This is a genomic window from Mesorhizobium sp. W016 (assembly GCF_054719485.1).
The window spans coordinates 3564426-3585900 of the sequence record NZ_JBTTIF010000002.1 but is presented as its reverse complement, the minus strand read 5'-3'; the positions used below and the strand labels follow the sequence as shown (position 1 = coordinate 3585900).

Sequence of the window (21475 nt, the reverse complement as noted above, 5' to 3'; positions counted from 1 at the left end):
GCTCAGTCACTTTCAGAAAGGTTGATCGAGGAGCCGCCGCCATGGCTGTCGCCACTGCGAACGGCGTGGGCGGCGGCCTGGACGCCATGGGTCATCTGTTGCGAGCGCTTCATGCGTTTCGCCCAGGCGGGCTGACTTTCGGTTGCGGAGGACGCGACGGAAGCGGAGGCGGATTCGGGGGCGCTCGCACCGGTAGTGCCCGCGGTGGATGATCCGCCCGTCGTCTCGAAGGCAGCGCGAGCGCCCGACTGGTAGCTGTGCTTTATGCTACCTGCCGCATGATTGGCCGCGCGCTTGAGCGGTGAGGTGGCGCCTTGGGCGCCGGCGCCGATGACACCGCCGAGCCCGGTTGCGACGCCGGAAAAGCCAGACTCTCCGGCGGCGCCGAGGCCGTAGGCTGTGGATGCCCTGCCCGCCATGGCGGCACCGCCACGGGCCGCCGCTGCAGCACCGCCGCTGACAGCCGCGCCTCCGGACACGACTGCGCCGGCGGCCGCCGCACCCACTGCTGCCATGCCGCCGGCGGCGAGCCCGGTGCCGACCGCCGCGCCCGCGCCGAGCTGCGGGCCGCCGGAGACGAGACCGTTGGCAATGCCCGGCCCAAAGATCCCAAGGCCGAGCAGTGACAGCGCGGCCAGCACGATCGCCATGGCATCGTCGATCGACGGCGTGCTGCCGCTGAATCCCGAGGTGAACTCGGAGAAGAGGGTCGAGCCGATGCCGATGATGACGGCGAGCACGAGCACCTTGATGCCGGACGAGATGACGTTCCCAAGCACCCGCTCGGCCATGAACGCGGATTTGCCGAACAGACCGAAGGGTATCAGCACGAAACCGGCGAGCGTCGTCAGCTTGAACTCGATCAGGGTGACGAAAAGCTGGATCGCGAGGATGAAGAAGGCCAGCAGCACCAGCGCCCAGGCGAAGAACATGCAGGCTATCTGGATGAAGTTCTCGAAGAAGGACCAATAGCCCATCAGGTTCGAGATCGAATCCAGCAACGGCCGGCCGGCATCGAGCCCGGTCTGCGCCACCTTGCCCGGGCGCATGAGATCGTTGACGGTAAAACCCGTTCCCGAGGCCTTCAGGCCAAGCCCGGCGAAGCTTTCGAAGACGATGCGGGCGAGATTGTTCCAGTTGGAGATGAGATAGGCGAAGACGCCGACGAACAGCGTCTTCTTGACAAGGCGCGCCATGATGTCGTCGTCGGCCCCCCAGGACCAGAAGAGCGCAGCCAACGTAACGTCGATGACGATCAGGGTCGTGGCGATGAAGCCGACCTCGCCGCCGAGCAGGCCGAAGCCGCTGTCGATGTAGCGCGTGAAGACTTCGAGGAAATGGTCGATGACCCCCATGCCGCCCATGTCAGCGCGCCTCCGGCCGGGGCGGCTCGACCTGCATCGCGGGAGCGGTCACATCCGTCCGCTCCCCTTCTTTCCGGTCGCCTGACGCCGGCACATTCGGAAACAGCGTTGTCGGCGCTGCCGGAGCAGGCGCGGTTGCCGAGCCACGTTGACCCAGAAACCGGCGCCGGCTCTCTGCCCACGCTTTCAGGCAACCGGGATCGCGAGGACCGGCCTCGCCGATCCCAGAACAGCGGCGCAATTCGGCCGCGAATGGGTCTTGTGGCGCGATGGAACGGTCCCGCGTCGCAAGGGCGTCAGGCTCCTCGTCCTTGCTGCTCATCTCGATCGCGGTCACTGTCAAAGCGACCGCGACGAAGACGACTGCGCCGATGCGCGCGAGGATCTTGCCTTCCATCGCGCCGGCCTCAGTTCTTGCCGTAGAACATCTGCGCACTGCCGGGCTGGTAGCCCGAGCCCTGCGTCAGGAAGCGGCGGCGCTGCTCGCGGCCCTGGTCGGCGGCGGTGGCCTGCTCGGCCGATTGCAACGCCTGCGCCCGACCGTTCGCGGCGACGACCGCGGTGAGATCGGCGAGCTGCTGCGCCTGAAGCGCGAGGAGCTGGTTGCCGGCCTGTGTTGCCTGGAGCGCGCCGGTCGCACCCTGGCTCTGGCCGACCAGCGCCGACATCTCGTTGCGATTGGTGTCGATGTTGCCGACGACGCCCGCCTGCACACGCATGGCATCCTGAAGGCCACCAACCGTGTTGCCCCAGCGCGAGCGCGCGTCGGCGACGAGTTGCTGATCTGAAGCCGACAGCGAGACGTTGCCGTATTTCTGCTTGAAGGCCTGATCGATCTGCTGGACGTCATAGGCAACGTTCTGCGCCTGGCCGAGCAATTGCTGCGTACGCTGCACCGACTGCTGGAGCTGTTGCAGCGAGGAGAACGGCAGGCTTGCGAGATTACGGGCCTGGTTGATGAGCATCTGCGCCTGGTTCTGAAGCGAGGTGATCTGGTTGGTGATCTGCTCAAGCGAGCGCGCTGCCGTCAGGACGTTTTGCGAATAGTTCGAGGGATCGAACACGATTAACGCGTGTGCCGGCGTCGAAAGCATTGGCGCGAGGGTGACAGGAGCGGCTAGCAGGGCGGCGGCAAACCGCATGCCGATGGAACGGCGCAGTTTCATGGGGACTTCTCCTTGTTGGTGAGGGCGGGGCTGGTTAGGGCGGGAACGAGTTCAGCGGCCCAGCCAACGCCACGGTGGGTCAGCCAGGCTGCGAGGAACCCGTCGGGGCCATGCTCGGCGACGATGCGGGCGATCGCGGTCTGGTCGGTCTTCGCGGATACAGCGCAGAGCGCGAGCGCCACATCCGACAGGCCGAGCTCGAACAGCCGGTTGCCGCGACGGGACTGGCAGTAATAGTCGCGCTTCGGCATCGCCCGGGCGATGATCTCGATCTGCCGGTCGTTGAGGCCGAAGCGGCGATAGATCGCGGTGATCTGCGGCTCGATGGCGCGCTCGTTGGGCAGGAGAAGCCGGGTCTGGCAGCTCTCGATGATCGCGGGTGCGATCGCCGAGCCATCGATGTCACTAAGCGACTGCGTGGCGAAGATGACGCTGGCGTTCTTCTTGCGCAGTGTCTTGAGCCATTCGCGGAGCTGGCCGGCAAAACCGTCGTCGTCCAGCGCAAGCCAGCCTTCATCGATGATGAGGAGCGTTGGCGAGCCATCGAGCCGGTCCTCGATGCGATGGAAGAGATAGGACAGGACCGCGGGCGCGGCACCTGTTCCGATCAGTCCTTCGGTTTCGAATGCCTGGACCGACGCCGATCCGAGATGTTCGCGCTCGGCATCGAGCAACCGGCCGTAGGGACCCCCAACGCAATAGGGGCGCAGTGCCTGCTTGAGATCACTTGATTGCAGCAGCACGACCAGACCGGTGATGGTGCGCTCCTCGACGGGCGCGGACGCCAGGGAGCTCAACGCCGTCCAGATATGCTCCTTGACCTCAGGCGTGATCGCCACATTCTCGCGCGTCAGGATCGCCACGATCCAGTCGGCGGCCCAGGCGCGCTCGGGGACATCATGAATGCGGGCGAACGGCTGAAGGCTGACGCTGTCGAAGGCCCCATCGCTGAGATCGCCGCCGAGATCATGCCAGTCGCCGCCCATGGCGAGTGCCGCCGCGCGGATCGAGCCGCCGAAATCGAAGGCGAAAACCTGTGACCCCGGATAGCGGCGGAACTGGAGCGCCATCAGTGCCAGCAGCACGGACTTGCCGGCGCCGGTCGGGCCGACGATCAGCGTATGGCCGACGTCACCGACGTGAAGCGAAAGCCGGAACGGGGTCGAGCCTTCGGTCTTGCCGAAGAGCAGAGGGGGCGCTGCAAAATGCTCGTCCCGTTCCGGCCCCGCCCACACCGCGGAAAGCGGGATAATGTGGGCGAGATTGAGCGTGGAGATGGGAGGTTGACGGACGTTGGCGTAAACATGACCCGGCAGGCTGCCGAGCCAGGCGTCCACGGCGTTGATAGCTTCGATGATCGCCGTGAAATCGCGGCCCTGGATGACCTTTTCGACCAGGCGCAGTTTTTCGTCGGCGATGCCGGGATCATCGTCCCAGACCGTCACCGTCGCGGTGACATAGGCCATGCCTGAATAGTCGGCGCCGAGCTCCTGCAGCGCCATGTCGGCATCGGCGGCCTTGTTTGCGGCGTCGGTGTCCACGAGGACGGACGCCTCGTTGGTCATCACCTCCTTGAGGATCACCGCAACCGATTTGCGCTTGGCGAACCATTGACGCCGGATCTTGGTCAGCAGCCTGGTGGCATCGGTCTTGTCGAGCAGGATCGCGCGTGTCGACCAGCGATAGGGAAACGCCAGGCGGTTCAGTTCGTCGAGCAGACCCGGCGTGGTCGCGGTCGGGAACCCCGTGACCGTGAGAATGCGCAGATGCGACGCGCCAAGCCGGGGCTCGAGCCCGCCGGTCAGCGGCTGATCGGCCAGCATGGCATCGAGATACATCGGCGTTTCGGGCACGCGGACCCGGTGGCGATTGGTCGAGACGCAGCCATGCAGATAAGTCAGCGTGTCGGCGTCATCGAGCCAGCTGCACTCCGGCATGAAGGCTTCGACAAGGCGCAGGACGCGGTCGCTGCGGTCAGTGAACCCGGTCAGCACCGCGTTGGGGTCGAGGCCTTTCTTCACGCGCCCTTCGTAGAGCCAGCTTTCCGCGCGCGCGGCGTCTTCGGCGGGCGCAAGATAGGTGAGCGTCAGGAAGTAGCTGGACTCGAAATGCGCGCCGGCCTCCTCGAAGCCCGCCTTTCGTTCCGCATCGACCAGGGTGGAAGCCGCATCCGGAAAGCGGCTGTCAGGATAACGGGTCGAGGCATGGCGCTGCGCCTCGACGAAGATCGCCCAACCGGAGCCGAGGCGGCGGAAGGCATTGTTGAGCCGGCCGGCGACGGCGACCAGTTCGGCCGGCACGGCGCTGTCGAGATCGGGACCGCGAAAGCGCGCGGTGCGCTGGAAGCTGCCGTCCTTGTTGAGGACGATTCCGGCGCCGACCAATGCCACCCAGGGCAGGAAGTCGGCGAGCCGGCTGCTACGGTTACGATATTCGGCAAGACTCATCATCGGCGCGACCTCCCTCAGACAGTGAGATGCGCTGGGATGCGCAGATGCCGGCGAACGACGTCGACGAAAAGCGGATCGCGCTTGGCGGCCCAGACGGCGGCAACATGGCCGATCGCCCAGATGGCGAGGCCGACGAGCCACAGACGCAATCCCAGCCCCACGGCGCCGGCGAGCGTCCCGTTCATGATCGCAATGGCGCGCGGGGCGCCGCCGAGCAGGATCGTCTCGGTCAGCGCGCGGTGTACGAGGACCGTATAGCCGGGCACCGCATAATCGGGCATTGACCCGCCCTGTTCGACTGAACCCGCCATCAGATCAGCGCTCCGCCGCCGAACGAGAAGAACGCCAGGAAGAAGCTCGACGCCGCGAAAGCGATGGACAGGCCGAACACGATCTGGATGAGCCGGCGGAAGCCGCCCGACGTGTCGCCGAAGGCGAGCGTCAGGCCGGTGACGATGATGATGATTACCGCCATGATCTTGGCGACCGGGCCTTCGATCGACTGGAGGATCTGTTGCAGCGGTTGTTCCCACGGCATTGACGAGCCTGAGGCATAAGCGGGCGCGGCCATCACCAGGATGAGCGTGGCAACGGAAACGGTCATGGAGAGACGATGGCGGGCGAGGCGCAGGCGTTGGATCACGGATTTTCTCCTTCAGGGCTTTGGATGAGCAAGGTTGTCGGGCTGTCTTCTCTCTCGAGAACGGCAGGCGCGACCCGGTAATCACCGTCCGGGCGAAGGCCATCGACACGGGCGAGTTCGGACAGACGGCGCGCGGAGCCGCGGCCGGAAAGGACGGCAACCAGGTCGATCGTTTCGGCGATCAGCGCGCGTGGAACCGTGACGACGGCTTCCTGGATGAGCTGCTCTAAGCGTCGGAGCGCGCCAATGGCGCTGCCGGCGTGGATCGTCCCGAGGCCGCCGGGGTGGCCGGTGCCCCAGGCCTTGAGCAGTTCGAGCGCCTCGGCCCCGCGAACCTCGCCGACCGGAATGCGGTCGGGGCGCAGGCGCAGCGACGAACGAACAAGATCAGATAGAGACGCGACGCCGTCTTTCGTGCGCATCGCCACGAGATTCGGCGCGGCGCATTGCAGCTCGCGCGTATCCTCGATGATGACGACGCGATCGGCGGTCTTGGCCACTTCAGCGAGCAGCGCGTTGATCAGCGTGGTCTTGCCCGTGGATGTGCCGCCTGCAACGAGGATGTTCGCGCGGTTGGCAACGCCCTGGTGCAGCGCGTCCGCCTGCTGCGCCGACATGATCCCGGTCGCGACATAATCTTCGAGGGTGAAGATGGCGACGGCGGGCTTGCGGATCGCGAAGGCGGGCGCCGCGACGACGGGAGGAAGAAGCCCCTCGAACCGCTCCCCCGTCTCGGGCAGCTCGGCCGAGACGCGTGGGGCGCCGGCATGGACTTCGGCACCGACATGATGAGCAACGAGGCGAACGATACGCTCGCCGTCCGCCGCCGACAGACGCTCTCCTGTGTCGGACAACCCTTCGGACAGACGATCGATCCACAAACGCCCATCGGGGTTGAGCATCACTTCGACGATGCCGGCGTCGTCGAGATAGCGCGCGATCGCGGGTCCGAGCGCTGTGCGCAACATGCGTGCGCCGCGCGCCAGACCTTCTGAATTGTGAGGCGAAGCTGCCATCCTGTCCCCGTTTCGATCCGGGGGAACATGGGCGGCCCCTGGACGGGGACGATTAAGAGAGCCACATCGAGTGGTTTCAACATCTATATCGAGGCGTAGTGGCGTAGCGTGCAAATACAGGAGATTGGCGGTGCCGACGTAAACGGCGCGAGGCGGCGATTATTAGTTCTGCTTTAGGTACGGCGATTATTTATATGGTCCTCGACAGGCCGGTACCCGTAATCCACGTATTAGACTGCGCATATCACGCCGTACAAAGGCGAATCCGCTGCGACAGCTAGGAGGGTTGCCCAGCGTCTCTTGTTTTTGTACCGAACCCAAGATCGAAAACATGGAGCCTGATTATGGACGAATACGACAACGAAAAAGGCGCAAAGCCTGAAGACGTGCGCGCCTCGTTGACGGGATGGGCTTGGTTTATTGCTATGACGCTCGGGATCTTTGGTGCCGCCTACGCTTGGATTGAGATCTAATCGCGCGCCTTGGGTACGGGGCTTAGAGAGCCCAGCTGCGAGCTTTTCGCTAATCCTACCGTCCTGGTTGCGGTGGCGCCCATCCAAACCTGGATATCAATTGTCCGCTCGTCGGCAAAGCCGTTTGATCAAGCGGCTTCAGCACGAGTTGACCGTCGAGTCTTGTGGCGAACCACCATGTCGACTTTGTAGTCGAGCCGGTCCAGACAGCGAACCAGCCTGTCTATTGAAAACTTGCCCGTTCGCCCGGTGACGATCGCGGAGACATCCGGCTGTTTCATCCCGAGCAGGTCGGCCGACTTCGCCTGGGTCAGGCGCCGGCGCTTGATAATGGCGCGGATCTCGCGGGCCAGCTTGGCCTTGAGCAATTCCTCTTCGGGATTGTCAAAGCCGAGGTCCGCAAACACGTTGCCGCTGCTCACTTCGGCGGTGATGTCTTCTGTCATGACTTTGTTCCTCTCCCATAGTTTTCGCGGTAGTGCGCCTCGGCGGCCTTCAATCGCACTGTCACGAGGTCGATTTCGTGCCTGGGTGTCTCCCTGCCCTTCTTCGACTTCTTCTGGAAGCAATGAAGGACGTAGATCACGCCAGCGAAGCGGACGGTGTAGACCGCGCGGTAGGTATCGCCGTCGAAGTCGTCGACCACCTCGAGGATGCTGCGGCCCCCAAACCCTTTCAGGGCTTTGACAGCCGGGTGCTCCTCACCATTCTGGGCGTCGTTGATTGCGACACCCATCAACCGGCGAACATCGAGCGGAAACTCGCGCAGGTCGCCCTTCGATGATCCCATCCATACGGTGCGCTTTTGGTCTTTCATCGTTCCTCGCTTTATAGCATACAGACTATAATTTTCAACCAAGAATCCTGGTCGAGGCTTGCAAAATCTCCGTCCTCCCGTCCATTTAGCCCGCGGGCCTACCGGGCTGGTGTGTGTCCAGGCCGCCATCGATGTCCTCGGAGATCTCCTGCCGCAGCTTTGGACCTCTCGCCAGGCGCCGGCCGAGCGCGGTGACGAAGGCATCATAGCGTTCGCCCGCCTTGGCATGGGCGGCCTGTGCCGCTGGCTCGGGCAACGCTGGTGTTGTCGCCAGCCAGAAGCGGACGAAAACGGCGAGCGTCTCCACCGAGATTCCAACATCGCGCTCCTGGCGTGCCATGCAGCGATCGAGCTGGTCGAGCCGCTTGGTGATCGCCGCCTCCTGTCGCTCGGCGGCATCGGGTGAGAGGAACGATTCGATGGCCGCTTCCGCGACGAGCGACCGCGAAAAATCTCGACGCGCCGCATGTTCGGCCAGCCTGCTCATGACCTTCGGATCAAGATAGACGGACAGGCGTTGTTTGCGGGGTGGCTTTACCATGGGAGCCTCACATATCCACGCCGTCGCCCGGGTCGAGTGACACCTGTCGCGCAATGCCTTGCATCAGACGCGTCAGCCGACGGTTGCGGGCAACCTCGTCCTCCACGTCGTCTATGCGATCGATCTCGAATTCGTTCTCGGTCGAAGGCTTCACGACCTGCTCGACACGCCTGAGCTCAGGTTGCCGACGACGCTCGGAATCAGTTGTGTCGTCATCCGTCGCCGATGGCGCCGACGTGATTCCGGCATTCTGCGGACGGGAAGGCAGAGGCAGTTTCGTCCAGTCGTCGGGCCTCCCCTCCTCCGCCGCCGCCGTCAGCACCGGCGGCGGCAGGATACGTTCCTGGAGGCGAGCATCCTCATGATAGCGCGCCTTTTTGGCGCGGATCGGCGGCGCACCCGAGACCATGACAATCTCGTCGGTGGCCGGCAGTTGCATCACTTCACCCGGCGTGAGCAGCGGGCGAGCCGTCTCCGAGCGGGAGACCATGAGATGACCGAGCCACGGCGACAGCCGGTGGCCGGCATAGTTCCTCATGGCCCTCATCTCGGTCGCTGTTCCGAGCGCGTCGGACACCCGCTTGGCGGTGCGCTCATCATTGGTGGCAAAGCTTACCCGGACGTGGCAATTGTCGAGGATCGAGTTGTTCGCGCCGTACGCCCTCTCGATCTGATTGAGGGATTGAGCGATCAGGAAGCTTTTCAGCCCGTAGCCGGCCATGAAGGCGAGCGCCGACTCAAAGAAGTCGAGGCGGCCAAGCGCCGGAAACTCGTCAAGCATCAGGAGCAGCCGGTGCCCTTGCGCCCTCACCTGCAGATCTTCAGTCAGGCGGCGACCGATCTGATTGAGAATCAGGCGAATAAGCGGCTTGGTCCGGTTGATGTCGGACGGCGGTACGACGAGGTAGAGCGTCGTCGGATGCTTGTCGTCGACGAGGTCGCTGATGCGCCAGTCGCAGCGGCGGGTGACCTCCGCCACGACGGGATCGCGATAGAGGCCAAGGAACGACATGGCGGTGGACAGCACGCCGGAGCGCTCGTTGTCTGATTTGTTCAAGAGCTCCCGCGCGGCGCTGGCGATGACCGGGTGCGGACCGCCCTCACCCAGATGCGCTGTTTTCATCATCGCGGACAGCGTCGATTCGATCGGACGCTTCGGATCGGAGAGGAAACCGGCAACGCCGGCAAGCGTTTTGTCCTTCTCGGCGTAGAGGACATGCAAGATCGCGCCGACCAGAAGGGCATGGCTGGTTTTCTCCCAATGGTTCCGCCGCTCGAGCGAGCCTTCGGGATCGACCAGGATGTCGGCGATGTTTTGAACGTCGCGGACTTCCCATTCGCCACGGCGCACCTCGAGCAGCGGATTGTAGGAAGAGGATTTCGGATTGGTCGGATCGAACAGCAGGACCCGGCCATGCCTGGCGCGGAAGCCCGCGGTGAGTTGCCAGTTCTCGCCCTTGATATCGTGGACGACGGCTGAGCTCGGCCAGGTCAGCAGTGATGGGACGACAAGGCCGACACCCTTGCCCGAACGTGTGGGCGCGAAGCACAGCACGTGCTCCGGTCCATCGTGGCGCAGATATGCGCCGTCAAACCGCCCAAGCACCACTCCATCGGAGCCGAGAAGGCCGGTTGCCTTGACCTCCTGGTTGTCGGCCCAGCGGGCGGAGCCGTAGGTCTCGACCTTCTTGGCCTCGCGAGCCCGCCAGACCGACATGCCGATGGCGACGGCGACGCAGGCGAAACCGCCGGAAGCCGCGATAAAGGCTCCCTCGACGAAGATCGACGGCGCGTAGGCATCGAAGCCATACCACCACCAGAAGAAGGACGGTGGAAGGTAAAACGGAAAGCCCAGGACATGGAACCATGGCCTGCCGAGTTCGGGCTGGAACGCCAGGCGCCAGGCTACCCATTGCGTCGCGCTCCAGGTGGTGATCAGCACGATCATCAAGACCGCGAGAATCTGGCCCCAGAGTATCTTGGTGGCGGACATAGAAGCGGTCCTTTCTTCAACATGAGGTTAGAGACCGAGGCTCCGCTTGCGGGAGAAGCTCCAGTCGATGCCGCCGTCATCGCGGGCGATGCCCGAGACGTGGCGGCCAAGATGCTTTTCCAGGGACGGCGTCCAAGGCACCAGTTGGAAACCGAGGCCGTCATCGATCATGGCGAAGCGGCCGGAGGCGAGCGTGAAACGGTGCCGGTAGGAACCGGCCACAAACTCACCACTGCGAACGCGGTTGAACGGCTGGCCGGTTTCGGCCGAGAGCTTTTCGCCGAGCGTCTCCAGTTCGCGGCGACGCAGCGTGTCGATGAGGCTGCGGGTGAAGGTTGTGCGTTGGCCATGTCGCTCGCCGAGGCCCTGTTCGACCAGATGGTCGGCGCGGCGCTGCATCGCCTGCCGCACCTCGGCGCCGAAGCCGCCTTCCGACAACGCAGTCGGTTCGCGGGCGATGTTCTGGCGGTCAAGCCAGGTCGCGCCGGCGGCGGTGACCTGCCGCTCAATATCGAGATCGGAACGGACAGCGAGTGCTGCGCGCCCATGTCCCTGCGCGTCATGGAACTTGCGCAGCTCAACGATGGAACCCGGAGCGCTGTCGCCGGCGGCATCGAGATCGGACAGCTTGATGTGATGGGTGCGGCCGTCGGTGCCATCGACCACGGCGTAGGCACTGCCCTTCAACTCGTCATCGAGACCGCGGTCGACCAGCCGACCGACGATCGGCGTGTCGAGGCGCTCCGCCGCCAGCACATAGGTCGCCGAGCCGCGCTCGATGCCCTGCTCTGTCAGGGCGCGGTGCATCCGCTTGATGATGTCACCGCGCTCGCCAAGCTCGCGCAGCGTTGCCTCGGCCTTGTCGTCGATCATCCATTGGCCCGGGCCGACCTGTTCGGCAAGGCCAAGGGTTTCGAGCTTGCGCACCCGCCCGACCTTCAGCACGTGAAACTCATCGGGCTGAGCGTTCGCCGGGGACCCAAGATCGACAACGCCTGTGTCGCGGCCGTCGCGAACAAGCTGCCGGTCAAGCTGGGTCCAACGTTCGGCCTCGACCTGACGCTGCAGATTGCGGCGGATGTCGAGATCGGTGCGCAGGCCGAGCTCCTGGGTGACGAGGTCAGCGGCGCGGGCGCGCATCCCCTCCTTGATGTAATCGCGCGAGATCACGAGATCCTGCCCGTCATCAGTGCGGCCGCGCAGGATGATGTGAAGGTGCGGGTTGTCGGTGTTCCAGTGATCGACGCCAGCCCAATCCAGTTTCGTGCCGAGGTCCTTTTCCATCTGCCCCATCAGATCGCGGGCGAAGGATTTGAGGTCCGCCATGTCGGCGGCATCTTCCGGCGAGACGATGAAGCGGAAGTGGTGCCGATCATCGCCGCACCGCTCGGCAAAAGCACCGCCATCCACCTCCCCGGTCTGCGGCCCGAACAGCCTGGCCTTCTCCCCGTCACGGGTGACGCCCTCGCGGCGCAGATAGCTGAGATGGGCGGCAAGCGGCGCGGCGCGCGCGTGATGGCGCACCAGCCGCGTCTTGATGATCACGGCGCGCGAGCGGCCGGTGAGGAGACGATTGGCGCGCACGCTCGCCGAGCGGCCACGCCCGAAGGTCGAGCGATTGCCCGGACTGATCCGGCCGGAGCGGGAGATGCGGGCACCGGCCTTCTGGGCGGCGGCAAGCGCCTGCGCGATAAAGGGCCTGGCGCGCTGGGCACTGGGCGAGCGGATACGGCCGGGCCGGATGCGGAAACCATCCTCGTCAGTCATCGTGAAGATCCGCACATCGTGTCAAGACACGGAAATCACGAGTAAATCGGAGTTCTGGCGAGGTGCACCGCCTGTTAGCACCTCGCGGAAATGCCACATAACCTCTTGAAACAACACAACCGATCGACGCCGCACCTCGCGGCCTTTTATCTCGCCATCTTCCGGTTGTTCTGCACACCTTCCGCCTCCATCCACGCCACGGTGCGCGGGAGCATGCGGTTGCGCGAAAACGCCCATGCGCGCTCATGGCAGTATCCCCTCGCCCGCTCGCGCCACGAAGAGGCCTTCGGACAGCGGTACGATGGCGGAGACATCGCGCACGGTGGGTGCGGAGCTCGCGTCATTTGGCGGTCGCTCGGTCGGCACGAAAGCGACAGCTTGTATGCGATCCGGCTGACCGACGAAGAGCGAGCCGTGCTTCCACGGAATGGCCTCGACAGACGTAACGGCGAAAGGGCGCATACCCTCGCTTTCACCGATCAGGGGGGCAAGTGCTGCGACATAGGCGCAGGTCTCGGCCGGTAACGGACGCCCAGTGAGGTAGGCTTGGTAGCGTGCAGGTCCCGCATTGTAGGCGGCCAGAAACCCCGGCGAGCCGAAGCGATCGTGCAGTTCGCGCAGATACGCCGTTCCGGCCAGGATGTTGTCCTGGGGATCGAACGGATCGCGGCCAAGCGCCCACCGAGCGCGCAGATAGTCCCATGTGCCCGGCATGATCTGCATCAAGCCGCGGGCGCCTGCGCTGGACACGGCGCGCGCGTCGCCCGCACTCTCCTTGCGTATAATGGCCCGTATCAGCGCGGTCGGAACGCCGAAGCGGTGCGAGGCTTCTGCGATGTGCGCGCCGAACGGATCGCGCTGCGACGATCGCGCGATGGCCAAGTCCTGCGCCACTGTCGCCGCCGGCATGACGGTCGCGACGGACAGGCCGCAAAGGAGGAGCAGAGCCATGCGCCGGGCAGCGCGAAGCGGCCCGGGCGCCTTTCGATGGCTCGTCGACGGACGGCGAGCGCGCATCGTTCAATCCTTCTCGCTGCGGTCACGCGGGCGCGTCCAGTGCAGCGACCAGGACGTCTGGCCGTCGCCATTGCGAAAGAGGTTTGCGCGTATCGGCTGCGCGTAGGTCGGGTCGTCGAGCTGGATCGAGACATAGTCTCCGGCCTTTTCGCTGGAGCGTTTCCAGCCGGCGCCAATCTCGAGGCCGTCCTTGCTTCCGACGTGAACGCGGTAGTCAGGCGCATTCTCCGTTTCGCTCGCCTCTGCCGCCACAATGGCGATATCCAGGTTGAGGCTGAGCGTGTGGATGCGCCCGCTATAGCCAATCTTCTGGCGCGTGAATTCCCCTATCTGTCGCATGTCTGGCTCCTGTTCTCAGTAGTGCGGTGATGAAGGCTGGTGGCACGACGCGCGCCGCCGGTCGCGCGCTCACCGCATTGGCGCGCGCCATTCGAAGCGGCCGTTGCCGCCCTCGTCCGTCCACAGTGGGACGGCGCGGCCGATGATCTGGCTGGTGGCGAGGAGGCCGAAGTAGCGTCCATCGAGACTGTCGCGGACCTGCCAGTTCATCAGGAAGACTTCGCCGCTCGCGATGCGGCGGCAGCCCTGCCAGACCGGCAGGTCACGGCCGGCCCGATCACGCTCGAGCGCCGCGCCCGCCTCGATACCGTCGACGGTGATGGTGAGGTTCGAGCGACAGACTCGTTGCCCGGAAACGCCAAGGATGCGCTTCAAGAGTGGCACGCCCCTCGGCAGATAGCCGCGATCGGCGAGGAACGCCGCGAGTGGCTCGGGGGCGTCGACGGCGACAAGATCGGTGACCTCGAACGGTCCGTGAAAGTCGATCGTATAGAAGCCGGTCGGTGCGCTGGCTGACGCATTCCAGATGAGCTTCGTGGGCATCGAAGTGAGGCCGGGATAGCCTACGCTCATGGTTGCGACAACGCTGGCGAGGATGATCCCGGCGCGCGTCACGGCTCGGTCCTCTTGCGCAGCAGGAAGGCGCGATGTTGGTCGAGTGTGTAGCTGCGCGGCGCGTGGCCTGCGGTTATCCGGTTGTGGATGTGCCGCCAATGATCGGGCGACACCAACTCAGGCTCGATGTCGAGGCGCTGGATGGCGTCGATCGCCTGCAGCACGCGTTCGACCTTGGGCCAGCTCTCGACCTTCAGAAGGATGTCGCCGCCAGGCCGCACGAAGGGCAGTGTCTGATAGGCTTCGCCACGTGATACCGCACGCACGATATCGATGCGTGAGATGATCGTTCCGAAGTCGTTCGCCGCCCAGCGCACAAAGGCGAAGACCGCGCCGGGACGATAGGACAGGATGCGCCGGCGACGATCAACAATCTGTTCGTGGGCGGGCGTGCCGAACCGTATCCAGTTCTCGATCCTCTTCTCGACCCAGGTCAGTTCGACATGGACGAGATTATCGGCAGCGTGGTGCGTGGCCGGGAACGCGCCGCGCATACGGGGAGCCGCGGTGCCAGTCATTTCGGTTCTCCTGATGGTGGGAAATGCGCGCGCGAGCCTCGCGGGCAGCGTGTTGGCGACGAGGGCGTCGTGCTGGAAAGCGGCGATGCGTGCGTGCTCCTGAGTCGTCATGTCGGTGGTCGGGCGCACGACGAAGGTCGCGAACTGATTTCCCTTGCAGGTCAATTCACCGGCGAGAAGCAGCGTCAAAGTTGCCTTGCCGACACGGCTCTTTTGATTGCGGAGTGCGGCGATCATCGGGTGGCTTTCGAGCGCGGATCAAGAGGCGGATTCGGGGCGTCAGAGACGCTGGTTGCCGTTTTGCGACCGCCAGAAACCGTCGACGTTTGGGGGGTGTTGTTGGTGGTTACGCTGAGTGCGTGGCTGGCTCGCCGGACGAGCCTCTGCACATCGCGCGCGCGCTCTTCAGAGTTAGAGTCGGGGTTAGAGTCTAAGTTAAGGGCGCGATTTCGGTTTTGCCTTCCAAGGGTTAGGCCCCGTTTGGGTTCCTGATAGCACGAGCCTGCGGTTCCCGATGGCACGATAGTTCCGGTTCCGGATAGCACGATGCCGCCCACAGGCTTTCCACAGGAGCCGATCCGCTCGAAAGCGAGCAGCGTCCGGCCGCCCATCTCCACTTCGAGGAAGAGCGTGTAGCCGGGCAGCGGCTGGCGGCGGATGATGTCGCGTAGCTCGAAGGCAAAGCGCTTGTGGGGTGACAGGCTGCCGGATTTCTGCTGCAGGTGACGGAAGTCGAAGCGCCAGCCGTCGGGCTGGCGTCCGCCATGCTTGCGCACCAGCCGATAGAGCCAGCGCTCCAGCCCGCCAGTGAGGTCGAAATAGGCGCGATCGATCGTCAGCACGAGCGCGTCATCGAGGACTGCCTGGTAGAACCAGTCGGGGACGATCAACTCGATCCCCGCGGGTTTGCCATGGCGATCGATGCGCTCCTGCCACTCATTGATCCATGAGAAGCGGTGACGCCGGCCTTCGGCGGGCTGACGAATGGTCGTCGAGACGGTGGTCGACTGCAGCCGGTCAAGCCCCGCCTTCAGGCGCTGATAGTCGCGCAGGCTCTTGCCGCGGCCAACGAAGGTCAGAATCTCATAGGGCGTGGCGGCCATCAGACGCGAGGTGCGAAGGCCCGCGTCGCGCGCCTCGACGATCTGGCTTGCGGCCCAGATCAGGATGTCGGCGTCCCAGATGGTCGCCATGCCATGATCGGGTACGGCTTCGACCCGGATCGAGACGTTGCCGGCCGTGAAGTCGATTGGCGCGACGCGATGGGTCTTGGAGAGGGAGAAGAACGGATATGCCATGAGATCCTGCGCATCTCGTGGGGCGAAGTCGCCAGGCAGCGCCCTGAACAGGTCAAGCTGCCCGCGCTCCGAAAGGGATTGGTTTCGCGTCGCCATTTGGAATCCGCGCGCGATCAGCGTGCGTATCGTCCGCCGTGCGTCTGCGGCGTCGGCGTGTGACGCTTGGCCGGCAGGACCGACCCACGCGGGTCGGATGTTGAGGTGACAGCGCCCCGTTCGGCCCAAGCCTGAAGATCGTCGACGGCATAGACGACACGGCCGCCGAGCTTGCGGTAGGAAGGGCCAGTGCCATAGGTACGGTGCTTTTCGAGCGTGCGGGCGGACAGGCTGAGGAAGTCCGCGGCTTCCTTGGTGCGCAGGAAGCGCGGCGGCAAAACGGCGATATCGGGTCGCATGGGTCGGACCTCCGTGGGGTTTTGGGCAACCGCTGGCGTTCAGCGGTGGGCGGAGACCACGGTGGCGGAGAGTAAGCTTCGACAGGGATGGGGAAGTTGAGGGGGCTAAAACTCCACCCCCTTTGCGCGGCCAGACCCGCTAGGATCGACGGCGATGACGCAGGATTTGCAAATAGCCGCCGCCGATCATGGCGGTGGCGCCTTCGACCAGGCCGATCACCGCATCGCGCAGCGCGGAGGTCTTCCAGGGATCGGCGGCGACGCGCTTAGACCCGTAAAGCGCGATCGCAATGTCGCGGTAGCTCGCGCCATTCGAGTGGCCGTCAGCGGCCTGCATCATCAGTCGAAAGCGGCGGCGCTGCTGCGGGGTCATCCGCGTGTCCGAAGGTGTGGGGCGCCCCTGCAAGGAACGCCAGAAACGGGCGAGTGCTTCGATCCGTCCCAACGTCTCTGCATCCAGGGGGATCAGCGCCGCCAAAGGACCGTGCGGCTCACTACCGGGCAGAAGCAAAAGTTGAGTGGCGACACCTGCACTATGGACAGTGTGACGTCCTTCCGGGCTGTCGTGGAACACGCCCGCGCCGGTCAACGGCGTCGATCGCAAGGAAGACAAAAATTCCGGCGCCGGTACGAGAGAAACCACAGCTGGATCGACGTCAGGCGACCAGAAAACGTCTTGCGCCAAGGCGGACAAATCCGGCCTGGCCGGGAAATCGTAACCCCCACAGCCGCTGTGTCTCAGGGTGGAAGGGTGCTTTTTCGGCTCTTGTGGTCAGGAGCGCTTGGTAGTGCCGTTGATAGGGTTCGTGACGCCGCAGACACTCCCAGGCGAGCCCTTCGATGGGTAATGTATCGAAATAATCATAGCTGGCATTGTCTCGCCAATGCGACGTATCCGGCCTCATCCAAGAGCTCCTCGCAAACAACGCGTAGACCCCGCCTCCAAACGATTCCGGGTTGTAGCGATTGGCGGAAGACCCTTGCCGGGCATCGGGTGATGCCACTTCGGCATCACCCGCGAACCACAGGCGCTGTGGTTCTAGTTGCCGGGTCGAGGCAAGAGATGACGGTAGCCTGCACGCGCCATCCAGCGCGCTCGCGCCAGATGGCTGTCGTGGATGCGCCGGGCGCGTTGTGGCTCCTTCGTCAGATCAATGCCGAAGAGGATTTCGACCACCTCGCGCCAGTCCGCACCGTCGTCGGCGGCGTCAAGCAGGCGCATATAGAGCTTGACGTGTTCCCGATCGTATTCGGTGAGTTCGTCACTGGTCGGCGCGGTTTCGTCAAACGGCTCGATCATCGCTTGTCTCGTCTTCACAGAGTGAGCCTGCATTTTATAGAAGCAATTTTGCCAGCGGAGGATGGTTGATCAGCATCGGGCGATGCGGTTTCGGCATCGCTCTCGGCTTGCGAGAACCGAACCGGACGTCCGCGGAAGAAGGCCCCGGCCTTCCAGCCGGGGCCTGCGCGGGTCCTTAGTCACCCCGCCGCGCGTTCGGGCGGGACCAGATGAGCGAGAAACCCTCACCTTCCTCGTCGTCGAAGAGGTTGGCGTAGATCGGGGCGTTGAAGCTCGGATCGTCGAGCTTGAGACCCAGGTAGTCGCGGCCCTCGTTGGAGGTCTTCGACCATGCGGCACCGATCTCGGCGCGGCCGACCAGCACCCGGTGGCTGGGAGCGTTCTCGCCAGTGGCGCGTGTGTCTGGGACGATGCGCACGTTCTTGGCCTGGACGCTGAGGGTGACGATTTCGCCGGTGAACTCGTTCGCGGTGGTCTTCTTGAAGGTGCCGATGGTAGCCATTGTAAGTCTCCGTTTTCTGTTCCCGAGCCCGCACCATGCGGCCTCGATGGCGATCCGTTGGCCGGAGGCGACCGACGACGCATCGCTTGCGACCGGAGCAACGCGGAGGACGGCGCAGGAACGGCTTTCTTGTCTCGCGAGGAATGGCGGCGCTCGGGGTCCCCATGCGCTTGCCGCGTGGGGTGGGAGCCGGCACGGGAAGAAAGTCGAGACGCGCCGTTGCGGCATAGGCGGTCGAGGCTTCAGCCGTCCTTCGGCCAGATCAGCCCATTGAAGAGGCCGTTTGGAGCGCTCTTGGGACAGATTGGCAATGGAGACGTTAGCGTGCAACGCGCCTCCGGCAGATCGCTACAGGCTTCACCGGCATCGCCCACGCATTCCAGGCACAGATTCCGCACCTGCAACGCCGCAGCCACCGGCCGCGCTGCCGTGCTGCCACCGACTGGTCGGCCTGCCATGTGCATCGACCGAAGAAAGTCCAAGGCCACAGGCGGGGCCGCGCCGGCACGTGGCCGTTGCTCGATCCTGGCATGTAGCCCGATTGCTCCAACCACCGATAAGGAGGAGGCTAGGCCTTTATCGGTCTGGTCCATCCGCCTCGCCCGCGCGGGTCCTAGGCTCGAACCACGTCCCTGCCGGATTGGTCGGCGGCTGTCATGCCCGCGACCCGGAGATATGCCGTGACGCCGACGGCGGTCGCGCCAATGACGGAAAAGACGATCTGCCAGATTTCCGATGGCATCATGTGCTTCGCGATGCCATGAGTGGCATGGTAGCCGGCAACGATCGCGGGAGCGACGAAGACCATCGCGATCGCCAGCTTCGCCCACATGGGCCTGATAACGCCGAGGAGGATTTGGCCGACGCCGAGCGTCAGCCCGGCCGCGAGGCTGCCGACGAGGATCGCGCCAAGCCAGCCGGCGCCGGCGTTGAATGCCCAAGTGCCTGCGCTGACGCCGACGAACAACGCCAGGGCGAAGATAGCAAGCGTGAAGAGCAACCAGCACAGGATGCCGATGGCCGCGATACAAAGGAAAATGCCGAGAATGATCATGATGGTGTCTCCGAGAGAATAGCTCTGGCGATTGCGCCTTCCACCACCACCTGGCGCAGTGCACAGCATAGCAAAAGAGAAGCGCGGGCGAAACCCGCCGGTGTTCTTGCATCGCCAGGCGCGATGTCCGCCCCGTCATGGGGCGAACGGGTCGATTTCGCTGATGATGGCGGTGTGTCGCCGTCATACTCGTTTGCCGGCACGACCGAGAGAGTGCCGTCGCCGGCACGAAAGATGACGATGGCGACCATGAGGGTGGCGAGGCTGAAGGCGAAGGCATGTGCGTCGGCGAAGGACATCGACCCGGCTCCTGTTTGAAGCGGAGGACCATCCCCCGCTGACAGGCGCCCGATGCGTCCGGCCGATGGCCGCAATCACCGCGAAGGCGAAGCCGGAGCGGCGGCACGCTTCGCGTAGTCCGACCCCTTGCGGGTTGATGGCTTCAGGCCGTCGGTCGGGCCAAGGATCAGCGCAATGGATCGCGGGGTGTGGTCATCTTCAAGTCAGGAGCGGGCGGGAGTCGTTGGCGCGACGCTGATGTTCCATGAGAGTGTGAGCGAGTTGCCGCGCGATGTGGCGGGCGTCGAGCGAGAAACCGGACGGCCATGATCGCGATGGGTCCCGTTGGAAGCCGCCACGCTGAAAATGAGGATGGAGCTTGGCGATGACGCTGTGCAATTGCGGTGGCAGGCCCAATCCAGCTCTCTCGGCGTAAAGAGCCGCCTTGCCGAGATCGTGCCCGATATGGCGGCGGTTCCAGGGATCGTCGGTCACGACTCTGAGAAGATGCGACTTCAGGAGCAATTCAATGGCGATGGCCATGGCGTGAAGGGCCGCATTGTGCCTGCCTAGATCCGCCGCCCGGTCGGCGCCATCGAGGTGGGCGGCGGCATTGCGCAAGAAGGTGTCGGCGAGCGCGATGTCCGGCGTGAAGCTTTCGGGAAAGGATTCGAACGACACAGCTTGAAGAATGCCGTGCCTCCCCTGATATTTAGGGGGTAGGTTCCGACGGCGCTTACGCGCCGCCGTTTCCGAGCCGATAGACCGGGATGCCGACCTTGCGGGCCTTGTCCGCGAGGTTCTCCTGAATTCCGGTGCCCGGAAAGATTATGACGCCGATCGGCATGACCGCCAACATCTGGTCGTTGCGCTTAAAGGGAGCGGCCTTGGCATGTTTGCTCCAGTCGGGCTTGAAGGCGACCTGCGGAACCTTGCGATGATCGGCCCAGCGGGCGGCGATCTTTTCGGCGCCTTTCGGTGATCCGCCGTGCATCAGCACCATGTCGGGGTGCTTGGCGCGGATTTGGTCGAGCTTTGCCCAGATAAGCTCGTGATCGGCGGTATCGCCGCCGGAGAAGGCGATCTTGGGGCCGGCGGGTAACATGACCTCGGTTTCCGCGCGCCGCTTGGCCGCGAGGAAGTCGCGGCTGTCGATCATTGCGGCGGTGAGATGGTGGTGGTTGATCATCGACCCCGTGCGCGGTCGCCAGGCCGAGCCGGTGTACTGATCGTAGTGGTCGGCGGCCTGGTCACGCATGAGCTCGAAGGCGTCGCGCCGTTCGATCATGGTCTGGCCCTGGGCGGTGAGGTTCTCGAGTTCAACCGCCTTGATCTCGCTGCCGTCCTGTTCGCGCTGCAGGCGGCGCTGGGCCTGCTCGTTGTCGTCCAGTAGCCGCTCGATCCGTTGAACAGCTCGGTGGAAGACATTGGTGACCGACCAGAGCAGGTCATCGAGGTCGGGTTCGAGGCGCGTGTCGGCCAGGGTTGCGATGAGGGCGTCAAAGATGTCGGCCACGGCTCCGGCCACGTGGTCGCCAGCGGGGAGCGGTCGCGGATCTGGCTCATCCGCAAATGGTCGCCAGCCATAGAGCTGGAGTTCGGTCAGGATGTGATCGGTTGGAGAAGCGGCGTGGTGCGGTTCGGTGTCGTCGTGCTCGCTCATGGGGCTGCTCCCGTCGGTTTGACCGCGACCCTCGCGGCCTTCATGGCGACGAGAGTCCACGGGCGGGACGGTCCGACACCCGCAGCGATGCGGAGGGCCGGAGCGCAGCGGAGGATGGCGGCGGCCGACTATTTTGCCTCGCGATGGAAAGGCGTCGCGCCCAATCGCTGCCATTCGCGAGCAGTCGCGCGCCGCCGGAAAATAGTCGGCGGCCGCCATTGCCTGGCCGGCCAGTTTGTGGGCCCGATCGCCCTCTTGAAGGCCG

General features: G+C 64.5%; 27 protein-coding genes. 1 reads left to right on the top strand and 26 read right to left on the bottom strand.

The features are described 5' to 3' along the window. Positions 1-2: 2 nt before the first annotated feature. Genes trbL through trbB form a run of 7 tightly spaced genes read right to left on the bottom strand, consistent with a single transcriptional unit; the run spans position 3 to position 6639 of the window. The gene (gene trbL / locus ACYG9V_RS17800; protein ID WP_352764920.1) at positions 3-1364 is read right to left on the bottom strand and encodes a P-type conjugative transfer protein TrbL; all 1362 of its coding nucleotides are present in this window, start codon (positions 1362-1364) and stop codon (positions 3-5) included. A gap of 1 nt (position 1365) precedes the next feature. Further along, positions 1366-1761: a putative entry exclusion protein TrbK-alt gene (gene trbK-alt, locus ACYG9V_RS17795; RefSeq protein ID WP_352764918.1), complete on the bottom strand. Its 396-nt coding sequence runs from the start codon at positions 1759-1761 to the stop codon at positions 1366-1368. A 10-nt stretch (positions 1762-1771) separates the two neighbouring features. Continuing rightward, entirely contained in the window at positions 1772-2530 is a 759-nt protein-coding gene (gene trbJ, locus ACYG9V_RS17790; protein WP_352764916.1) for a P-type conjugative transfer protein TrbJ, read from the bottom strand. After that, complete coding sequence (gene trbE, locus ACYG9V_RS17785; protein WP_352764914.1) at positions 2527-4980, bottom strand: conjugal transfer protein TrbE; 2454 nt, start codon at positions 4978-4980, stop codon at positions 2527-2529. The genes trbJ and trbE overlap by 4 nt, the downstream gene beginning before the upstream one ends. Before the next feature lie 14 nt (positions 4981-4994). Continuing rightward, entirely contained in the window at positions 4995-5291 is a 297-nt protein-coding gene (locus ACYG9V_RS17780; RefSeq protein ID WP_352764912.1) for a VirB3 family type IV secretion system protein, read from the bottom strand. Beyond that, positions 5291-5584: a TrbC/VirB2 family type IV secretion system protein gene (locus ACYG9V_RS17775; RefSeq protein ID WP_352765024.1), complete on the bottom strand. Its 294-nt coding sequence runs from the start codon at positions 5582-5584 to the stop codon at positions 5291-5293. Before ACYG9V_RS17775 ends, ACYG9V_RS17780 begins: the two co-directional genes overlap by 1 nt. 35 nt (positions 5585-5619) lie before the next feature. Beyond that, a complete protein-coding gene (gene trbB / locus ACYG9V_RS17770) occupies positions 5620-6639 on the bottom strand; it encodes a P-type conjugative transfer ATPase TrbB (RefSeq protein WP_352764910.1) in 1020 nt (339 codons plus the stop codon). 344 nt (positions 6640-6983) lie between these two features. Here trbB and ACYG9V_RS17765 point away from each other — a divergent pair, with 344 nt between their 5' ends. After that, positions 6984-7112, top strand: a complete 129-nt coding sequence (locus ACYG9V_RS17765) for a hypothetical protein (protein WP_352764908.1) — start codon at positions 6984-6986, stop codon at positions 7110-7112. Positions 7113-7240: 128 nt separating this feature from the next. Here ACYG9V_RS17765 and ACYG9V_RS17760 read toward each other — a convergent pair whose 3' ends face one another. From ACYG9V_RS17760 to ACYG9V_RS17670, 19 genes are all read right to left on the bottom strand, one after another. Then, on the bottom strand, positions 7241-7558 hold the full coding sequence (locus ACYG9V_RS17760; RefSeq protein ID WP_352764906.1) for a helix-turn-helix domain-containing protein: 318 nt from the start codon (positions 7556-7558) through the stop codon (positions 7241-7243). Beyond that, positions 7555-7902, bottom strand: a complete 348-nt coding sequence (locus ACYG9V_RS17755; RefSeq protein WP_352765023.1) for a type II toxin-antitoxin system RelE/ParE family toxin — start codon at positions 7900-7902, stop codon at positions 7555-7557. The genes ACYG9V_RS17760 and ACYG9V_RS17755 overlap by 4 nt, the downstream gene beginning before the upstream one ends. A 112-nt stretch (positions 7903-8014) precedes the next feature. Then, positions 8015-8470 (bottom strand): CopG family transcriptional regulator, encoded by a 456-nt coding sequence (locus tag ACYG9V_RS17750; RefSeq protein WP_352764904.1) that lies wholly within the window; start codon positions 8468-8470, stop codon positions 8015-8017. Between the two features lie 7 nt (positions 8471-8477). Further along, positions 8478-10463 carry a conjugal transfer protein TraG gene (locus ACYG9V_RS17745; RefSeq protein WP_352764902.1) on the bottom strand — a complete coding sequence of 662 codons (1986 nt, stop codon included), beginning with the start codon at positions 10461-10463 and terminating at the stop codon, positions 8478-8480. A gap of 27 nt (positions 10464-10490) precedes the next feature. Then, positions 10491-12230: a relaxase/mobilization nuclease domain-containing protein gene (locus tag ACYG9V_RS17740; RefSeq protein WP_352764901.1), complete on the bottom strand. Its 1740-nt coding sequence runs from the start codon at positions 12228-12230 to the stop codon at positions 10491-10493. 243 nt (positions 12231-12473) lie between these two features. Continuing rightward, on the bottom strand, positions 12474-13247 hold the full coding sequence (locus ACYG9V_RS17735; RefSeq protein WP_352764899.1) for a lytic transglycosylase domain-containing protein: 774 nt from the start codon (positions 13245-13247) through the stop codon (positions 12474-12476). 3 nt (positions 13248-13250) lie between these two features. Beyond that, positions 13251-13586: a DUF736 domain-containing protein gene (locus ACYG9V_RS17730; RefSeq protein WP_352764897.1), complete on the bottom strand. Its 336-nt coding sequence runs from the start codon at positions 13584-13586 to the stop codon at positions 13251-13253. Between the two features lie 69 nt (positions 13587-13655). Beyond that, positions 13656-14201 (bottom strand): S26 family signal peptidase, encoded by a 546-nt coding sequence (locus ACYG9V_RS17725; protein ID WP_352764895.1) that lies wholly within the window; start codon positions 14199-14201, stop codon positions 13656-13658. Continuing rightward, a complete protein-coding gene (locus ACYG9V_RS17720; protein WP_352765022.1) occupies positions 14198-14719 on the bottom strand; it encodes a DUF2840 domain-containing protein in 522 nt (173 codons plus the stop codon). The genes ACYG9V_RS17725 and ACYG9V_RS17720 overlap by 4 nt, the downstream gene beginning before the upstream one ends. Before the next feature lie 233 nt (positions 14720-14952). Then, complete coding sequence (locus ACYG9V_RS17715; protein WP_352764893.1) at positions 14953-16113, bottom strand: replication initiator protein A; 1161 nt, start codon at positions 16111-16113, stop codon at positions 14953-14955. A 17-nt stretch (positions 16114-16130) separates the two neighbouring features. Beyond that, positions 16131-16412: a helix-turn-helix transcriptional regulator gene (locus ACYG9V_RS17710; RefSeq protein WP_023685963.1), complete on the bottom strand. Its 282-nt coding sequence runs from the start codon at positions 16410-16412 to the stop codon at positions 16131-16133. A gap of 139 nt (positions 16413-16551) precedes the next feature. After that, positions 16552-17097: a DUF2285 domain-containing protein gene (locus ACYG9V_RS17705; RefSeq protein WP_352764891.1), complete on the bottom strand. Its 546-nt coding sequence runs from the start codon at positions 17095-17097 to the stop codon at positions 16552-16554. Further along, positions 17069-17317, bottom strand: coding sequence for a transcriptional regulator domain-containing protein (locus tag ACYG9V_RS17700; protein WP_352764889.1), 249 nt, complete (start codon positions 17315-17317; stop codon positions 17069-17071). The genes ACYG9V_RS17705 and ACYG9V_RS17700 overlap by 29 nt, the downstream gene beginning before the upstream one ends. Positions 17318-17451: 134 nt before the next feature. Beyond that, the gene (locus ACYG9V_RS17695; RefSeq protein WP_023703892.1) at positions 17452-17712 is read right to left on the bottom strand and encodes a DNA -binding domain-containing protein; all 261 of its coding nucleotides are present in this window, start codon (positions 17710-17712) and stop codon (positions 17452-17454) included. A gap of 175 nt (positions 17713-17887) precedes the next feature. Further along, positions 17888-18214 (bottom strand): DUF736 domain-containing protein, encoded by a 327-nt coding sequence (locus ACYG9V_RS17690; RefSeq protein ID WP_352547069.1) that lies wholly within the window; start codon positions 18212-18214, stop codon positions 17888-17890. A 613-nt stretch (positions 18215-18827) separates the two neighbouring features. Continuing rightward, a complete protein-coding gene (locus ACYG9V_RS17685) occupies positions 18828-19268 on the bottom strand; it encodes a hypothetical protein (RefSeq protein ID WP_352764887.1) in 441 nt (146 codons plus the stop codon). Further along, positions 19265-19567 (bottom strand): hypothetical protein, encoded by a 303-nt coding sequence (locus tag ACYG9V_RS17680; protein ID WP_352765028.1) that lies wholly within the window; start codon positions 19565-19567, stop codon positions 19265-19267. Before ACYG9V_RS17680 ends, ACYG9V_RS17685 begins: the two co-directional genes overlap by 4 nt. Positions 19568-19766: 199 nt before the next feature. Further along, positions 19767-20228, bottom strand: coding sequence for a HEPN domain-containing protein (locus tag ACYG9V_RS17675; RefSeq protein WP_352764885.1), 462 nt, complete (start codon positions 20226-20228; stop codon positions 19767-19769). Between the two features lie 55 nt (positions 20229-20283). Continuing rightward, positions 20284-21210: a DUF2493 domain-containing protein gene (locus ACYG9V_RS17670; RefSeq protein WP_352764883.1), complete on the bottom strand. Its 927-nt coding sequence runs from the start codon at positions 21208-21210 to the stop codon at positions 20284-20286. Positions 21211-21475 lie beyond the last annotated feature (265 nt).

What these genes read in the sequence shown, in the direction of transcription:
- ACYG9V_RS17685 (WP_352764887.1), bottom strand. Translation starts at nt 19,268, where the DNA reads ATGATCATTCTCGGCATTTTCCTTTGTATCGCGGCCATCGGCATCCTG.
- ACYG9V_RS17670 (WP_352764883.1), bottom strand. Translation starts at nt 21,210, where the DNA reads ATGAGCGAGCACGACGACACCGAACCGCACCACGCCGCTTCTCCAACC.
- ACYG9V_RS17750 (WP_352764904.1), bottom strand. Translation starts at nt 8,470, where the DNA reads ATGGTAAAGCCACCCCGCAAACAACGCCTGTCCGTCTATCTTGATCCG.
- ACYG9V_RS17690 (WP_352547069.1), bottom strand. Translation starts at nt 18,214, where the DNA reads ATGGCTACCATCGGCACCTTCAAGAAGACCACCGCGAACGAGTTCACC.
- ACYG9V_RS17755 (WP_352765023.1), bottom strand. Translation starts at nt 7,902, where the DNA reads ATGGGATCATCGAAGGGCGACCTGCGCGAGTTTCCGCTCGATGTTCGC.
- ACYG9V_RS17775 (WP_352765024.1), bottom strand. Translation starts at nt 5,584, where the DNA reads ATGACCGTTTCCGTTGCCACGCTCATCCTGGTGATGGCCGCGCCCGCT.
- trbE (WP_352764914.1), bottom strand. Translation starts at nt 4,980, where the DNA reads ATGATGAGTCTTGCCGAATATCGTAACCGTAGCAGCCGGCTCGCCGAC.
- ACYG9V_RS17760 (WP_352764906.1), bottom strand. Translation starts at nt 7,558, where the DNA reads ATGACAGAAGACATCACCGCCGAAGTGAGCAGCGGCAACGTGTTTGCG.
- trbK-alt (WP_352764918.1), bottom strand. Translation starts at nt 1,761, where the DNA reads ATGGAAGGCAAGATCCTCGCGCGCATCGGCGCAGTCGTCTTCGTCGCG.
- trbB (WP_352764910.1), bottom strand. Translation starts at nt 6,639, where the DNA reads ATGGCAGCTTCGCCTCACAATTCAGAAGGTCTGGCGCGCGGCGCACGC.
- trbL (WP_352764920.1), bottom strand. Translation starts at nt 1,364, where the DNA reads ATGGGCGGCATGGGGGTCATCGACCATTTCCTCGAAGTCTTCACGCGC.
- ACYG9V_RS17735 (WP_352764899.1), bottom strand. Translation starts at nt 13,247, where the DNA reads ATGCGCGCTCGCCGTCCGTCGACGAGCCATCGAAAGGCGCCCGGGCCG.
- ACYG9V_RS17745 (WP_352764902.1), bottom strand. Translation starts at nt 10,463, where the DNA reads ATGTCCGCCACCAAGATACTCTGGGGCCAGATTCTCGCGGTCTTGATG.
- ACYG9V_RS17680 (WP_352765028.1), bottom strand. Translation starts at nt 19,567, where the DNA reads ATGTCCTTCGCCGACGCACATGCCTTCGCCTTCAGCCTCGCCACCCTC.
- ACYG9V_RS17780 (WP_352764912.1), bottom strand. Translation starts at nt 5,291, where the DNA reads ATGGCGGGTTCAGTCGAACAGGGCGGGTCAATGCCCGATTATGCGGTG.
- ACYG9V_RS17710 (WP_023685963.1), bottom strand. Translation starts at nt 16,412, where the DNA reads ATGCGACCCGATATCGCCGTTTTGCCGCCGCGCTTCCTGCGCACCAAG.
- ACYG9V_RS17695 (WP_023703892.1), bottom strand. Translation starts at nt 17,712, where the DNA reads ATGATCGAGCCGTTTGACGAAACCGCGCCGACCAGTGACGAACTCACC.
- ACYG9V_RS17740 (WP_352764901.1), bottom strand. Translation starts at nt 12,230, where the DNA reads ATGACTGACGAGGATGGTTTCCGCATCCGGCCCGGCCGTATCCGCTCG.
- ACYG9V_RS17715 (WP_352764893.1), bottom strand. Translation starts at nt 16,113, where the DNA reads ATGGCGACGCGAAACCAATCCCTTTCGGAGCGCGGGCAGCTTGACCTG.
- ACYG9V_RS17700 (WP_352764889.1), bottom strand. Translation starts at nt 17,317, where the DNA reads ATGAGGCCGGATACGTCGCATTGGCGAGACAATGCCAGCTATGATTAT.
- trbJ (WP_352764916.1), bottom strand. Translation starts at nt 2,530, where the DNA reads ATGAAACTGCGCCGTTCCATCGGCATGCGGTTTGCCGCCGCCCTGCTA.
- ACYG9V_RS17765 (WP_352764908.1), top strand. Translation starts at nt 6,984, where the DNA reads ATGGACGAATACGACAACGAAAAAGGCGCAAAGCCTGAAGACGTGCGC.
- ACYG9V_RS17720 (WP_352765022.1), bottom strand. Translation starts at nt 14,719, where the DNA reads ATGACTGGCACCGCGGCTCCCCGTATGCGCGGCGCGTTCCCGGCCACG.
- ACYG9V_RS17730 (WP_352764897.1), bottom strand. Translation starts at nt 13,586, where the DNA reads ATGCGACAGATAGGGGAATTCACGCGCCAGAAGATTGGCTATAGCGGG.